Source organism: Pseudomonas sp. SWRI77 (genome assembly GCF_014269105.1).
Taxonomy (GTDB): domain Bacteria; phylum Pseudomonadota; class Gammaproteobacteria; order Pseudomonadales; family Pseudomonadaceae; genus Aquipseudomonas; species Aquipseudomonas capeferrum.
The window spans coordinates 276218-291137 of record NZ_JABWRV010000003.1 but is presented as its reverse complement, the minus strand read 5'-3'; the positions used below and the strand labels follow the sequence as shown (position 1 = coordinate 291137).

Annotated in this window: 14 protein-coding genes; 4 read left to right on the top strand and 10 right to left on the bottom strand. The window is 58.2% G+C overall.

Annotated features, from left to right (window positions below):
• The first annotated feature begins 157 nt into the window (after window positions 1–157).
• The 4 genes from HU766_RS05205 (at window position 158) to HU766_RS05190 (ending at window position 4289) form a co-directional block, all read left to right on the top strand.
• Entirely contained in the window at window positions 158–1084 is a 927-nt protein-coding gene (locus HU766_RS05205) for a DUF4062 domain-containing protein (RefSeq protein ID WP_186654194.1), read from the top strand.
• Between the two features lie 491 nt (window positions 1085–1575).
• Window positions 1576–1782 (top strand): hypothetical protein, encoded by a 207-nt coding sequence (locus HU766_RS05200; protein ID WP_186654192.1) that lies wholly within the window; start codon window positions 1576–1578, stop codon window positions 1780–1782.
• A gap of 353 nt (window positions 1783–2135) precedes the next feature.
• Window positions 2136–2963: a serine protease gene (locus HU766_RS05195; protein WP_186654190.1), complete on the top strand. Its 828-nt coding sequence runs from the start codon at window positions 2136–2138 to the stop codon at window positions 2961–2963.
• Between the two features lie 327 nt (window positions 2964–3290).
• On the top strand, window positions 3291–4289 hold the full coding sequence (locus HU766_RS05190; RefSeq protein WP_186654188.1) for a hypothetical protein: 999 nt from the start codon (window positions 3291–3293) through the stop codon (window positions 4287–4289).
• A gap of 172 nt (window positions 4290–4461) precedes the next feature.
• On the opposite strand, the gene HU766_RS05185 is transcribed toward HU766_RS05190, so the two are convergent.
• The 10 genes from HU766_RS05185 to HU766_RS05140 form a co-directional block, all read right to left on the bottom strand.
• Complete coding sequence (locus tag HU766_RS05185) at window positions 4462–5256, bottom strand: DNA adenine methylase (protein ID WP_186654183.1); 795 nt, start codon at window positions 5254–5256, stop codon at window positions 4462–4464.
• 151 nt (window positions 5257–5407) lie between these two features.
• Complete coding sequence (locus HU766_RS05180; RefSeq protein ID WP_186654180.1) at window positions 5408–5962, bottom strand: lysis system i-spanin subunit Rz; 555 nt, start codon at window positions 5960–5962, stop codon at window positions 5408–5410.
• Complete coding sequence (locus HU766_RS05175; RefSeq protein ID WP_186654177.1) at window positions 5962–6531, bottom strand: glycoside hydrolase family 19 protein; 570 nt, start codon at window positions 6529–6531, stop codon at window positions 5962–5964. Before HU766_RS05175 ends, HU766_RS05180 begins: the two co-directional genes overlap by 1 nt.
• Window positions 6532–6568: 37 nt before the next feature.
• The gene (locus HU766_RS05170) at window positions 6569–7612 is read right to left on the bottom strand and encodes a contractile injection system protein, VgrG/Pvc8 family (RefSeq protein ID WP_186654176.1); all 1044 of its coding nucleotides are present in this window, start codon (window positions 7610–7612) and stop codon (window positions 6569–6571) included.
• A gap of 63 nt (window positions 7613–7675) precedes the next feature.
• Window positions 7676–7882, bottom strand: coding sequence for a tail protein X (locus HU766_RS05165; RefSeq protein WP_186654173.1), 207 nt, complete (start codon window positions 7880–7882; stop codon window positions 7676–7678).
• Window positions 7857–8702 (bottom strand): phage tail protein, encoded by an 846-nt coding sequence (locus HU766_RS05160; protein ID WP_186654171.1) that lies wholly within the window; start codon window positions 8700–8702, stop codon window positions 7857–7859. Before HU766_RS05160 ends, HU766_RS05165 begins: the two co-directional genes overlap by 26 nt.
• A 9-nt stretch (window positions 8703–8711) precedes the next feature.
• Window positions 8712–12722 (bottom strand): phage tail tape measure protein, encoded by a 4011-nt coding sequence (locus HU766_RS05155; protein WP_186654168.1) that lies wholly within the window; start codon window positions 12720–12722, stop codon window positions 8712–8714.
• A gap of 131 nt (window positions 12723–12853) precedes the next feature.
• A complete protein-coding gene (locus tag HU766_RS05150; protein ID WP_186654165.1) occupies window positions 12854–13150 on the bottom strand; it encodes a phage tail assembly protein in 297 nt (98 codons plus the stop codon).
• A 48-nt stretch (window positions 13151–13198) separates the two neighbouring features.
• Entirely contained in the window at window positions 13199–13708 is a 510-nt protein-coding gene (locus tag HU766_RS05145) for a phage major tail tube protein (protein WP_186654162.1), read from the bottom strand.
• A 12-nt stretch (window positions 13709–13720) separates the two neighbouring features.
• Entirely contained in the window at window positions 13721–14890 is a 1170-nt protein-coding gene (locus HU766_RS05140; RefSeq protein ID WP_186654159.1) for a phage tail sheath family protein, read from the bottom strand.
• Between the last annotated feature and the right edge of the window lie 30 nt (window positions 14891–14920).

Below are 14920 nucleotides of genomic sequence, written 5' to 3'. Positions count from 1 at the left end.
CTGCGCCTACAGGCATGATCTGACACACGGTGACTGAGCTATCGTCAATGTAGACTGTTGGCTATCTAATTTAACTATAGATCCCCAATTCACGGCCCTACCACATACAAGAAATGCCAAATATAACCACTTAATACACATCAGGAATCGGACTTCCATGGCAAAGCCACGCGTATTTGTTTCATCCACCTACTATGACTTGAAACACATTCGAAACAGCCTAGAGATCTTTATAGACAACTTAGGATATGAGTCAGTCTTATACGAGCAAGGCGACATACCCTTTCATCACGATAGCCCCCTAGACGAATCCTGCTACGAAGAAATCAAAGCCTGCCACATTCTTGTATTAATTATCGGCGGCAGATATGGAAGCCCTACTTCAGATACAGATATCGAACGTGGTCTTGAACATTACAACTCCGTAACAAAAAAAGAATACGAAACAGCAAGAACAAACGACATCCCCATATATATTTTCATTGAAAAAAACGTTCACTCCGAGTATCACACCTATAAGAAAAACAGAACAAATGCTGACATCTCCTACGCTCACGTCGACAACGTTAATGTTTTCAAGCTTATCGACGACATTTACGCCCAAAAGAGAAACAATCTGATACGCGATTTCGAGAAGTTTGATGACCTATCAAGCTGGTTACGCGACCAATGGGCCGGACTATTTGCTGACCTTCTAGCGAATAAAAAGCGCGACCACGAACTCGAAGACCTCTCATCCCAGGTGGCCGGACTAAAAGATCTAAGCTCTGTACTAAAAAGCTATACAGAGTCTATCATGTCAAAACTACAGCCAGACAACTTCGAGCAAATAATTAAATCCTCAAACAGCAACTTGAGAAGCCGCGCCTTACGTCAATTTGAGAAAAACCCCCTAATGAGCTATCTCCTTGATAGATCGCCGAAAGGTGTCGGAATCGTCTCGCTATTCGAGGCTTTCTCACAGTCCTCGACACTTCAAGAAATGTTGGAGACCTGTAACTTCACGCCTAATTTTATTGAAGACATAGTAGACCACCCAAGCGCAGGCCAGGACTTTGACCATCTCAAACGAGAAATTGGATAATATTTATTAGATTGCGTAAGCTGCAAAAAAAACTGCCCGAGCCTCAACGTATCGCAGGCTTGGGTGCTTTTGCTCCACTGCTAAGAATGCTGTGGACCACTTGGCTGTCCTAGGACTTGCAGATTGTGGCCCGCAATCGCTTGAAATAGGAATTCAGTCAGAACTCGCAAACGCTCGATCTCAGCGTCCTCATGGCCCGAAGCCTGCGCCTCCTGGTACCGTTTCATAGTATCGACGGTTTCCAGCATCTGAGAGTCGCCGGGTAGGATCATGTCCGATAATTGCTTTGCCATCCTTTTAACTTCGCGCCGCTCTACAGCCCAGTCTAGCCTACTAAAAGATAGGGATTTAAACCCGCCCGTCGCTCTCAATAACCCGCCATAGGCCAGCAAAGACGGTTAATCTGGCGCCAGCTACTGGTCCATTTAGGCCTAAGGCGCCCTAGAATTTGCCCTAAATTTGCCCTAAAAATTCTCGTATGGAGCATGCGCATGGACGACCAAGCCTCAACCACAGCCGACACCCTTGAGCTGTTGCATCTGAACCAGGCCGCCATCAGAGCAGCTCTAGAGGAGCTCTCACTATGGGTGAGCCATCGCGGCTCAGTCCACATTCATGAAAACGTCATGGCTGCGTTAGCGACCCTCGATATCCATGCTGAGGCGATCTCATCCGGGGTAGAACGCCTGCGGAAGTGAGCGATCTCCCGGCTAGTGGCGGTTTTGCGACAGCCATGCTTGGGCTCAACCAGGCAGCCATGAAGCAGCGATGGAGAAGTTCTTGCTTTGGATCCGCTATCGCTGCATCGTCGTCGCCCGTTAAAATGTCATGGTCGCCTTGGTGCCCATCTATATCCATGCAGAGACGATCTCAACCGGAATAGAGCGCTCACGGGAGTGAGCGGGCCTGGAGTCTCGCTGTTGACAGAAGCCGCATGGTGAAATGCGATGGCATTACAGAACTTGCCACTTGACAGCCGCGACGCGATGGGGACTATATATGCATAACTAATGCATCAACCGCAGCAACCTACTTGTGATCAGGAGCTATAATGTCTGAATTATCACTCGCAGAACAGGCTGTTTACTCTACAGTAAAGCTAACCGCGTTTAAAAATGGTACTGCAATCAGTACCGGCACTGGGTTTTTTTACCATTTCGTCAATAGCGAAACTTCAACCTGTCCGGCTATTGTAACCAACAAGCATGTAGTCAACGGTGCTGATCAGATATTAGCCACTTGCCACATAGCAGATAAAGATAAAAAACCTTCTGGGCGTTTCATTGACCTAAAAATCCCCACCTCGCTCGCGACCGTTAACCACCCAAGCTCCGAAATTGATCTATGCGCCTTGATGATCAGCCCACTACTGCAAGATGCAATCAATAAGGGCACACCGGTTTTTTACGTGACCCTAGATAAAAAACTTATACCTGAAACAGACGACTGGCAGTTTTTCGACGCCATTGAAAACGTGACAATGATCGGATGCCCAAATGGAATTTCAGACGAAGCTAACAATTTACCCATCGTCCGCAGGGGGATTACTGCCTCTTCATTAAGAAGAAACTACAACAATAAGCCGGAATTCGTAGTGGATATGGCTTGCTTCCCGGGCTCCTCAGGCTCTCCTATTTTCATCTTAGATCAGTCTGGCTATCTAGATCGCAAATCCAATCAATACCTAATGGGAGCCACAAGACTAAATTTAATCGGGATCCTTTATGCCGGCCCACTGATCACCAACAATGGATCAATTATTCTAGCACAAACGCCACGCATCGAGGTTGCTGCGATGATGCATCTCGGAAACTGTATCAAAGCCACCGAACTCCATGCAATTGACCAGCTAGTCGAAAGCCTATCAAAAAACCAGTAAAATCAGCCAGTTCATCTTGACATCGGTGCAATAGGCCTTCACGAGGCGAGCCAAACTTCTACAGACACAATTCATTTGTGCTGGAGTACCCCTAAAAAAGCGCTCAGTCCCGCAGTATGGAGATTTGGGCGCATTGTCACATTCCGACACCACCGTCTGCGCTGGGATACATTAGAATGGCGTGCGGCTCCCCCATTCTTGCCCCCAATGAGTCGCAACCTTTGGCGAGACATTTTTGGACTAGGCTAGATTTGCATGCCAATGCCTGCCGCACTGCCACACAATTAACAAGCCACACAACTTACCACCAACTGCTGGAGCGCTGAGATGGGGAAAGTAAAGATTGAAATACCCAGAGACACAATCATAAAACGCTATTTATCTTTTCAACATTTCGAACGCCTAATAAAAAACCAATCACTCTACTTCTCACGCTTTGACAAATTCGAGGATCATTTAGAAGGCGGCATCAATAGGCGGAACTACCACAACATTAGCAACTCCCTATCCATCTTCGATTTAGCCATGCAGAAATGGCCAAGCGTCTCCCTTCGCACTGAAGAAGAAACCCAAGCCCTAAACAAGTCTGAATCAGAAATCCTTGAAGATACCTTCACCTCTATTCTTGGACCCCAAAAAAAAATAGATGGCGACGCTTTCCTAAAAAACATTAGTTCATGGCTTTATGCAAATTGCTGGACAGACTTAGGTCATGAATGCCAAGCAATGTGGCAACTGTATGGAAGCTCCGGGAGCAACTGCCGCCATGACAACGGTTGCCAGGAATGCGCAAAAACGCTAGGCAACTCGGTATGCATCGAAACTACTGTTGGCGCTATCGTAGACAACTTAGAGCTACCCGAGGGGTATAATCTCACAGTTCAAAAGATCGAATACATCGATCATCGAACCTCGCACTTCCATGAAGACGACCTGGTGATGCGACCATACTTCTCTAAAGCGCTACACTTCAGTTACGAAAATGAGGTTCGCTTCATGCTTTGGCCGGAAAGCAACGACATTAAGTTTTCCTACAAATACAAACAAAGCACGATAAACAATCAAGACAATCAACAACTCAAGCTAAAAAATCTTAGCAGGTTTATTCATAGAGTCATCTTGGCACCCCCTCCCCCCAGTAAAATCTCTAAAATCCAAAAGTTACATATGGAACGCTTTGGCACCGAACTAGGCGTACAAGACGAACTATCAAATAGATATCTTAAGTCCAAAGTTGAAAAACTTTTTATAGCGACCAACTTAAATCTTAAGATCAGCGAATCTGACCTTATCCAAATATCCCCAAAAGACTGCTATACAGTTTGACAATAACAAAGCAACCACCAAGGCCTGTAACCTATAATGCTCCTTAGGATGCAGGCCGAGTTGCTGAAAACGGATAGATACTGCAGTCTCTTGGATATGCCAACAAAAACAAAGGTCGCAATACCAAAGCGCTAAACGAACTGCTTACGGCACCGTCGCTTGCATCAATGGGTTAGAACAAGCCGCCCAGCGCAGCTGGCTGCCAGTTCATGATCACGAGTTCGCTCGTCATCTCAGCCCTGAATTGCCGCTGATTTGTGTTGGTGTAGCGGATATCCAGGCACTCGAAGTGGAAACCCTCAAACGCTCGGCGGATGTCCGGGTGGTCGTTGATGCTGACCATCACCTTGCCCTTGCAGCGGCGCATGAAGTCCGCCATGCGCTCGTACTCTTCGAAAGGGAAATCGACGCCATATCCGGCGGTCTGCCAGTAAGGTGGGTCCATGTAGAAGAACGTGTGCGCTCGATCATATCGATCAGCACAGGCGAGCCAGGATAGATTCTCAACGTAGGTGCCGGCGAGGCGTTGCCATGCAGCAGATAGGTTCTCCTCTATGCGCAACAAGTTGATGGCTGGCCCTGTGGTCGCGGTACCGAATGTCTGCCCAGTGACCTTGCCACCGAAGGCGTGCTGCTGCAGGTAGAAGAAACGGGCCGCACGCTGGATGTCGGTCAACGTCTCGGGTCGTGTCATTTTCTGCCACTCGAAGACCTGCCGGGAGCTAAGCGCCCATTTGAACTGGCGTACGAACTCCTCCAGGTGATTCTGGACAACGCGATAAAGGGTGACCAGGTCACCGTTGAGATCGTTTAGCACCTCCACCGGGGCGGGCTGGGGGCGCATGAAGAACAACGCGGCACCGCCGGCGAAGACTTCGACGTAGCATTCATGAGGGGGAAAGAGGGGGATCAAGCGGTCGGCCAGGCGGCGTTTGCCACCCATCCAGGGGATGATTGGAGAGGTCATAGGTATGCAAGTCTTTACTGTATGGATAAACAGGTGATAGGCTCGCCGCGCTTTGTGCACAAGGCAGAGGCCACGGCTGGACTTGCAGGAAGGGTCTGCGGGTTCGGCGGGCCGGGCTGGATGTTGACGCATCCTCCTGGCTCGCCTCTTTTTACTTGGTGACTTCGCGCACGTAGGCCTGGCAGGCCTGCAGTGCTATCAGCCCCCGGTCGCCGTCGTCGGTGATGGCGACAATTCGTTGAGCATGCGCTCGGTCAAGTTGGGCGCGTACGGCGCCATGTACCAAGCTTCCGGTGCCGGCGGTTTCTCGCACCCCACCGTTACAACCCGGGGCGGCAAAGGCTCCGGCGTCGACAAGGACTGACAACCGCAGATCAGCGGTAGCAAGCCTGTCACGCAGGCGAGCTTGAGTTGTTTGAGCATCGTTCATCTCCTGCCAATGGGTTTTGCCCTGTTCCTGCAGGCGAACCTCCAGGGCTTGTCGCTGAGCCTTCTGCTCCGCCAACTGATCCAGGGCTGCAGTTGCAGCCTCTTCACGCTCGCGACCATAGGCTCGATCCTTGTCGGCTAGCTGCCCAATGTAATCAGCTGACTGATCCGCAAACTGCCGACCGTACTCACTGGCCTGCCACGTCCAGGCGCCACGACCGCCGACATAGAGCCCGAGCGCAACGGCCAACAAGGCGCTACGCCAACTCAGCGACATTACTGCAGCACCTCAAGCGCCCGCTTGTAGAGCGCTTGGCGATCTTTCAAGCCATTCAGGCCACCATTGATGCGACGGGTGATCGACTCGAAAACCGAGTCATCGGCCTGCGCCACCTTGTCAGCAAGGCTATTGAGGCCCGCGCGCTGCCAAAACCAGCCGGCTGACAGCGACGCGTAGACCGGCTGCTCGAGCAGGTCGGGGGTATTGAGCAAGCGACTGTCACCGAACAGCGCCTCACTGCAGGCTTCGTAGTTGTCGCGCCCGGTGATCTGAATAAGCCCACGGCCACGGTACCGCTGGCCATCACCATCCGCCTGCGGCGTGTTGCCAAGGCGCTGCGCCAACCGGCCGGTGTCGTACTTGGACAGGTAGGCATCGTTACCGAGCTCTCGCACATACAGCAGTTGGCCAGACTCATGGCCGACCTGCGCAAGGAATGCCGCCATACGTTTGGGCGTGATGATCGAATACTTGCCCATTGTCGCGTTGAGGCCAGGAACAAAAACGCCGGCTTTGCGGCCGGCGTTGGGGAGGATCTGTTGCAGCTGTTGAACTGAGATAGCCATTGATTTCTCCAGTGATGGCCGAAAGCGGCCGAGGGGATTAGAGCTGCTCAACCTTGAGCGGCTTTTCGACTTTCTTTTTCTTGCCCGAGGCCTTGGCCTTACCCTTCTTGCCGCCGTTGCATTCCACGGTCGTGGTCCACCCGCTGGCGCTGAACACCTGCTCCACGCTTTCCACCAGGTACTCGCCATCGAGACCGACCTTGAAGCCTTGGGCGTTAATCGAGCACTCCGCGAACAGGTCATGCCGGCCTGCCATTTCCAGACGCACGCCCGCCGTACTGCGGTTGAACGCGGCGAGCCGCGCCTTGGCGGCCTGCTTGGCAGCGGTCTCGTTGGGGTAGACGTGGCGGTCGGTGTGAACCGGGGGCAGACCGTCTGGCGACTCGTCGTTGTCCAGCTGGACTACTTTTAAGGCGCCGGTCTTCGGGTCCTGATGCTGTGTTTTCACTGCCTTCTGCGTGCTGCGGTCCGATAACCGGAATTGGTACCGCGAGACGTCCGTCTTGTTGACCGTGATGACCTGCAGCGACTTGCCTGATGTGCTCTTGCCGCCCTGCCGGGGCATAACCAGCAACTTGCCCTCGGCAACCTTGGCTGTGCTGTCGTACTGTCGGGCCAAGCGCGTGACAAAGTTAAAGTCCGACTCGTTGCGCTGATCGATTCGCTCGACCTTCGTCGTGACCGGGCAGACCACCTCCCAGCCGTTACGCTTGGCGATTTCGGTGACGATTTCCGACAGCGGCACATTTTCCCAGCTGCCGCTGCGGATGGTCTTGCCACTGCCGCGCATGTCGCTGGCCTTGCCTCGGATGGTCAGCTCATCGGGCGGGCCGGAGACTTGCACCTCGTCGACGGTGTAGGCGCCCATGCGTTTAAGGGGCTGGCCCTCGTAACCCAGCAAGACCTCCACCACCCCTCCCCGCGCTGGCAGCGCCACTGCCTGGTCGCGGTCGTCAATGCGTAGCTCAAACTCGTCCGACTCCATGCCGGGCTTGTCCGAGATGCGCAGAAGCAACAGGCGGTCATTGATCAGCGCGGTAATGTCCTTGCGGTCGGCAATGACTCGATACGTTGGTTTCATGCGTGCTCCAAATGCAAGAAACCCCGCGCGGGGCGAGGTTCGTTACGCGTGACTTAAGGGGGGTCAGTCGAACAGCTGCAGCAGCTCGACCGCCGGCGCCGACAAGTCGGGCAACTGGATCAGCAGGCCGGCACGATACGGCTGCACCTCCCTGGCAAGATCCGGGTTAGCCTCCAGCACCGCCTCGACGGAGCCGTTGAGGTGCCCGTAGTAGTGCTGGCAGATCACGTCCAGCAGATCCCCGTCAGACGTTCTGCAGGTCGTTGCCATAGCTCACAAACTCCAGGTTAAAGCCCTGTTTACGGGGGATGCCGCCTGCCAGCAGGTGGTTTTGTTCCTCTTCCACACTCACCAGGCACCAGTCGCCCAGCACCTCGCCATAGCCCGTGACCAGCTTCAACGCCTGCAGGTTGCGGCCAATGCTACGCAGCACCTTCAGTTGATTAATGCCGCCCTTGTGGTGCGGGAAGATCGCGCCCTTGAGCGTGATCTTTTCTTCACCCAAGCCGACCGCCTGCTGCGCCACACTTCGGCGCAGGCGCTCTTGCCCAGCCCAGCGATACGACGCCTGTCGGCGCAGTTCGTCGAAGGGTGCAGTGCCCAGGTTGAAGTAATACGGCTGCAGCTTGGGGTCATGTGGCTGGATGATCAGCAGGTGCGGGAACGGAGCAACCGCCTCGGGAAGCGGTGTAGCCGAGCCCATCAAGCCGCCCGTGGGCAGGATGTTGGCCAGTGACGGGCTAACCAGCCCCGCCACCCGCCCCGCCTCGGCCGTGACCTTGGCCGCCATCGTCTTGAACGTGCCCAGGCGTTCCTGCACCTGGGCGGCGCCGGTGACGGCTCGGCTATACATCGACGCCACCTGCCCCACCTGGGACTGCGCGACATTGATACTTCGCACGATCCGGCCAAGCTTTGCACCAGCCTCGGCTCCCACGAACGGTATGTTTTCCAGCTCCGACGCGGCGCCGGTGATGCTGCCAATGGCGCCATTCAAGGGCACAAGCATGCCGTCCAGATCCTTTCGCCCAGCCTCCCCTGCTGCAACCAATCCCGACAAGGACGATTCCAGCTGTTCCATGTAGGCCATAGGCCCTCCTTAGATGTGTGGTTGATCGAACAGCTGAGCCGAGGACATGCGCGCGGAAACCTCACGTTGAAAGGCCTCCCAAAGCCGGCGCAATGGAGGCTCCAGTTCACGCACCACCTGCTCGGGGTCTTTCACATCTCCATGCACGTCGAGCTTGATAGACGGCGCGAAGGTAAACGACTGCTCTACCGTCGGTGCCGGCACCTTGGCCGGCGCAGGGGCTTCGGCCGCTTTGTCCTCGGGCATCCGTGGCGCCGGCGGCGCTGCTTTGGTCATTCCCCGCACCACCTCTCCGAGGGAAAGCGAGGCATCTGGTACCGGCGCTGCAGGCCTGGCATCAGGCGATGCTCGCTCGGCGACCGGCAGACGCTCCCGGTTGTCGATCACCACAGGCACCACCAGTGGCACAGGGACCGTCGGTTGCTGCGCAAGCGTGACCATCGGCTTGACCAGCAGCGGCGCCGGCGCAGCCGGCATGGCCTTGGCCAGGTCACGCACAGCAGCGCCCAGGGAAGGCACCGGCGCCGGCACAGGACTGGCGACCGGTACACGCTCCCGGTCGTCAACTACTGCAGGAGCCACCACCGGCGCCTGGGGCACTGGCTCGGGCGCCGCCGGCGTGATCACCGGCTTGACCACGGTCGGTGCCGGTACGCTGGCTTTGACCGGCTCGCGCACTGCCTTGCCCAGGTCCAGCACCGGTGCCGGCACAGGTTCGGCGACCGGCACACGCTCCCAGCCGTCGGCTGCTGCAGGGGCCGCCACCGGCGCCTGGGGCACTGGCTCGGGCGCTGTCGGCGTGATCACCGGCTTGACCACGATCGGGGCCGGTGCGCTGGCCTTGACCGGCTCGCGTACGGTCTTGCCCAGGTCCAGCACCGGTGCCGGCACAGGGTCGGCGACCGGTACACGCTCCCGGTCGTCGGCTGCAGCAGGGGCCACCAGCGATGCCTGGGGAACTGGCTCGGGTGCCGCCGGCGTAATCACCGGCTTGACCACCGTCGGTGCCGGGGCGCCGGCCTTGGCCGGCTCGCGCACGGTCTTGCTCAGGTCCAGCACCGGTGCCGGCACAGGGTCGGCGACCGGCACACGCGCCCGGTCGTCAACTACTGCAGGGGCCACCATCGGCGCCTGGAGCACTGGCTCGGGCGCCGCAGGCGTGAGCACCGGCTTGACCATTGTCGGTGCCGGGGCACTGGCTTTGACCGGCTCCCGCACGGTCTTGCCCAGGTCCGGTACCGGCGCCGGCCCAGGTTCGGCGACCGGCACACGCTCCCGGCCGTCGACTACTGCAGGGGCCGTCGCCGGCTTGAGCACCGGCTTGACCACCGTCGGTGCCGGTACACTGGCTTTGACCGGCTCCCGCACGGTCTTGCCCAGGTCCGGTACCGACGCTGGCACAGGTTCGGCGACCGGCACACGCTCTTGGCCGTCGACTGCTGCAGGGGCCACCACCGGTGCCTGGGACACTGGCTCGGGCGCCGCCGGCGTGATTACCTGCTTGACCACGGTCGGTGCCGGCGCGCTGGCCTTGACCGGCTCGCGCACAGTCTTCCTCAGGTCCGGTACCGGTGCCGGCACAGGTTTGGCGACTGCTGCAGGGACTGGCGGCGCCGGCCTGGCCTGTTGGCCAGGCTCCAGCGTTACGCGTAACGCCTCACCAGGCGCCGGCGGCGTTTCCGCCTTCGGCTTGGCCTCCCCTTCGGGTTGCTCCTCGCCAAACCACCGCTTACCCAGCCAGCCGCCGAACGTTTCGCCACCCATGCCGCCCAGGATGGCGCCCACAGCACCGCCAACGGCGGTACCGATGACCGGCACGACCGAGCCAATAGCTGCACCTGCAGCTGCTCCCGCAAGCGTGCCCGCAAGACTGCCGGCGGCGCCACCGTATCCTTCGGCCTTCTCATCCTTGGTCTCGGCATTCAGTGCGACGTCGAGCGCCTGAGCACCGGCATCCACAACATTGCCTCCGGGCAGGCGCTTAGCCAAACGGGCGACCCCACGAATAGAGCGCGCTACCTTGCCCACCTCGTCGCCACCCGTCAGCGCCGCCGGCACTGCAGCAAATAGTCGGCGCTTGGGCACCGACGCGCTGGGCACCTCCACCTTCGCTCCCGGCCGTACCACAGGCCCCTGTTTCGCCAGGCGCCGGCGCTCCCGGCGACGACTTCGGCGACTGCCCCGACCAGGCCCTGCAGGGCCGTTACTGGCGACGCTACTGCCGATCCCGCTGATGGCACTGGCATTAACTACAAACACGCGCTGCGGGTCGTGGCCGCCCGCTTCGCCGTCATTGGCCGGGGCCGACTCGGTGGACCTGGAAGAGAACACCTTGCCCAGCACGCCCAGGCCGGTGTCGACCACCTTGCTGCCCGTCTTGGGCAGCTCGCCCCGCCCAGCACGTCCGGCCAAGCGCTCCAGGCCTCGGCCGCGCGCAATATTGAAAACGCCACGGCCGATTTTCAGCGCGCTCGATGCGGTCATGAAAGCGATAACCGCCGCAGTGATGCCGCCAATGCCCAGCACAACCGACGGGAACCCGTCGGCCAACTTGGTCAAGCCACGGGCAACCGTGGTCACTCCCGTGGCCACCATATCCGTGGCCGGCCGGATGGCATCGCCGATGCTACGCATGGCGTCGTCAATCGACTGGACCGTCTCGGCCCATTGCTGCGCGGAAGTCTCGCGGCGCTCGGCAAGGTTCTTGTCGAGGATCCCCGAGGCCTTCTTAGAATCGGCTTTCAGCTCTTCATAGAGCCCCCGATTCTGCGCGTAGGCCGTGAGCGCCGCCTTGACCTGCATGTCGGCGAACAGGTCGCCGGTACGCAGGGTTTTCTCCAGGGCTTCAAGCGCGGCGGCGGCCTTCTCCGGGTCAACCTCCTTATCGATCTTGGCCTTGGCTTCCTCGATCTTTTTAGCCTTGGCCGGGTCAGTCGCCTGGACGTACTTCATGGCCAGGGCCATGGACGCCTCAATGACGTTCATGCCCTTCTGCAGACCGGTATTCAGCGACGCCTGGTAGTCAATGCCTACATCGCTGTAGGCCTTCTTGATGTCGCCGGCACCAATCTTCTCCATCCAGTTTTTGAAGTTGTTCGCGGCTTCGTCCGAGCTGCCGGCGGTCTTCATTTGCACCTGCAGCATGGAGCCAAGCGACGTCACCGCATCCAGCCCGGTGATGCCGTTTTTCTCCATACCGGCCAGCAGCTGCGGGAACCACTTGGCCATGTCACTGGCCTCGAAGCTGCCCGCCTGGCCTTGGTAGGCGATAGCCTCCAGGGCCTGCTGCATGACCTTCGGGTCGCTGATCCTGGCGTTCTGCTGCAGCGCCTGGATCATCGACGCCGTATCAACGCCAGAAGCGCCCTGGCCAATGGCGAACTTGGCCGCCACCGTCGCATAGGACAGCGCTTTGTCCAGCTCCATGCCGGCGCCGACCAGCTGGTTGACCAGGTCGGCCACGTCATTGCGCGACATACCGGTGTCTTTGGCCGTGTCGATTACCGTCCGGGTAAGCTGCTGCTCTTCCGGCTTGTTGGCAATGTCAGCCTTGATCGCAATGTCACGGATGACCGCTTGATAGTTCGCGCTGATCATCGTTGGCACGGCGGCCATGCCAGTGGCGACCACGGCCTGGCCAATGTTCGATTTGAGCGCGGACTTGCCCGCCTGCAGTTGCTGGTTGCCCTTCAACTGCAGATCGGCGGCCTTGGACTCGCGGGCCAGGCGCTGGTACTCACGGGAGAGACGCCCAACCTCGACGCCTTGCTTGCGCAGAGCATCGAGATTGTTGTCCAGCTTGCGTAACAACTTGTCGGCGCCGGCGGCGCCGCTGTCATGCGCGCGCTTCCATTCTTCGCGCAGTTTGATGGTTTCTCCGATGGTGCTTTTGAGCACCTTGGCCCTGTTGCCTTTGGCCTCCAGTTTCTGGATGCCGTTTTCTACTGTCTTGAATGCGGCGCCGACCGATGAAGCGACAGCCCCCCCAATCACCAGCGATAACGCTAGCTTGCTTGCCATCGGTACCCCCTATGCAAGCTCAATCCGAAAGCCACCAGACCATATCCTGGTAGGACATGGTCAGGATTTCAGCGGCCGAGAAATGCAGCTCCGCCGCCAGTCGCTTGGCCGCGCTTTTCAGCGTCTCGGGATTACAGTTCGTCCTCTCGCACCAAAAAGGTGTAACCCGTCTGCACGCGGTTGTAATCCTTGTAGACGAGGTCTTCCAGATCCTTCACACCCACATCCGCGAGAGAGGCGAACAGGTTCAGTTCGCGCTGTTCTTCGTCGCCGTCCGAGGTCTTGGAAGAGTTGCGAATGTCGCGCACGGTCGGCGCACGCAGGGTGATTTTGTCCTGCTCGATGCCGTTCAGCACGACGGGCTTGGTCAGGGTAATGGTGACGTTTTCAGCGGTCAGGGCGATGTACTTCGGTGCTGGCTTGCTCATGGAGATTTGTCCTTGATACGAGAAGGTGTGCGGAAAGGTTGAGCAGGGTTACAGGCCGAGGTCGCGGCGCTGGCTGGCCAGCTGGTCGACGCCATTGATGACGCGTTTCATGGCCATCGGCTCGATCTCGTAAATGACCTCGCCGCCGACTTCGAGCTTGTAATAGGTCAGGGCAACGGCGTGCTTGAGCTCTGCCTTGTCGCCCGGCTTCCAGTCGCCCATATCCAGCTCTTTCAGCGTGCCGCGCTGGGTAACGATCACCGCTTTGGTTTCGCCCTTCTGCCCCTTGAACGAGCCGCGGAAAACGCCGTTGAAGGCATTGCCGTCGGCCAGGCCGAAGAATTTCAGCGACTCCTTCCGCACGCCGGTGGTGACGAAGGTGGACTCCAGCTTTTCCATACCCACATCCATCTCAACCGGCATATCCATGCCGCCAGGGCGGTACTCCTCCATCTTGAGGGTGAGCTTGGGCAGGGTCAGGCTTGGGACATCGCCCTGAAAGCTGACGCCATCCACGAACAGGTTCAGGTTGGCCAGAATTTCGGGAATCATTGCCATGTGGTGCGCTCCTTAAGCGACTTGATCGAGGACTTCGGTCAGCCACTGGTTAGTGACTTCGACGCGGAAATTGGGGTTCTCAGCCGGCGGAACGTCGGTGAAACGGATGTTCCAATACACCTTGCCCTGCTCCAGCTGGCTTTGCGTGTTGAGCACCGTGTCGGCGTAGACCTCGAAGTTGATGATTGCGCCCTGGGCTTTCAGGTCGCGCATGAAGGCTTGCAGACCCTCGGTCACATCGCGGATGTAGGTCGAGGTGATAGCGCGGTCGACGGCCCATTTGTGGCCGTAGAGGATCGCGTCCATGACCATGTCCATGGTCCGCACGCGGGTGACGAACGCCCATTTGGCATCACTCGACAGCGTGCGGTTGCCCCACAGGCGGAACCCGTCGTCACGAATGATCGTCGCGATATTGGCGTTGTTCAGCAGGTTGGCCCGGCACGTCTCGTCGCCGTCCAGGTACTCGATGGCACGGGTGGTGCCAGTGATGCCGACAAACTCCTTGTTCGATGGCGAGGCCCAAAAACCGTACTGGCTATCGGTGTAGGCAAAGACGCCTGCAGCCCAGGCCGAGGCCGGCGCGTCGATGGTGCCGTTGCTGGTGGTGTCCCACATCTGCACGCCAGGGTCGACCATGAAAAGACGCTTGGAGCCGAACAACTTGGCGTAGGTGGTTGCCGCCTCATCGGTGGTGCCAGGGCCGTCGATGATGGCGACAGCACGCAGCTTGGCTGCAATCGAGTCCATCGCCGTGGCCACCGCCTGGGTAGCGCTGTGCTTGGGCGCGATGATGAGGCGCGGCTGGGCGTTGAAACGGCTCTTGCCATCGAGCAGCGCCTGCAGGCCGGTACGCTTGCCGTTGGCCTGCACGCCGCCAATGATCGAGGAAGTCTGCGCGGCTGCGTCGACGGCCTTGGCCACGCCCGAAGCGACGATGACCGCCTTGGCGCGGGCATAGATCGCCTTGCAGGCCTTCGTGATTGCCGAGGCGGGGCCAAACGCGGCAACGGCCTCGCGCTCGTTGGTGATCAGCACCAGGTCGCCCGCCTTGGCCGTTGCGCCGGCGCCTTCGGTGAAGGTGTCGACCAGGCCAATGATTGAGGAAGACGGTAGCGAGACACTACGCGCGCCAGTGTCGACGCTCGTTACGGTAACGCCGTGAAAGAAGCTTGCAGCCATTGGGAATGCTCCAAAAGAAAGGGCCGCACG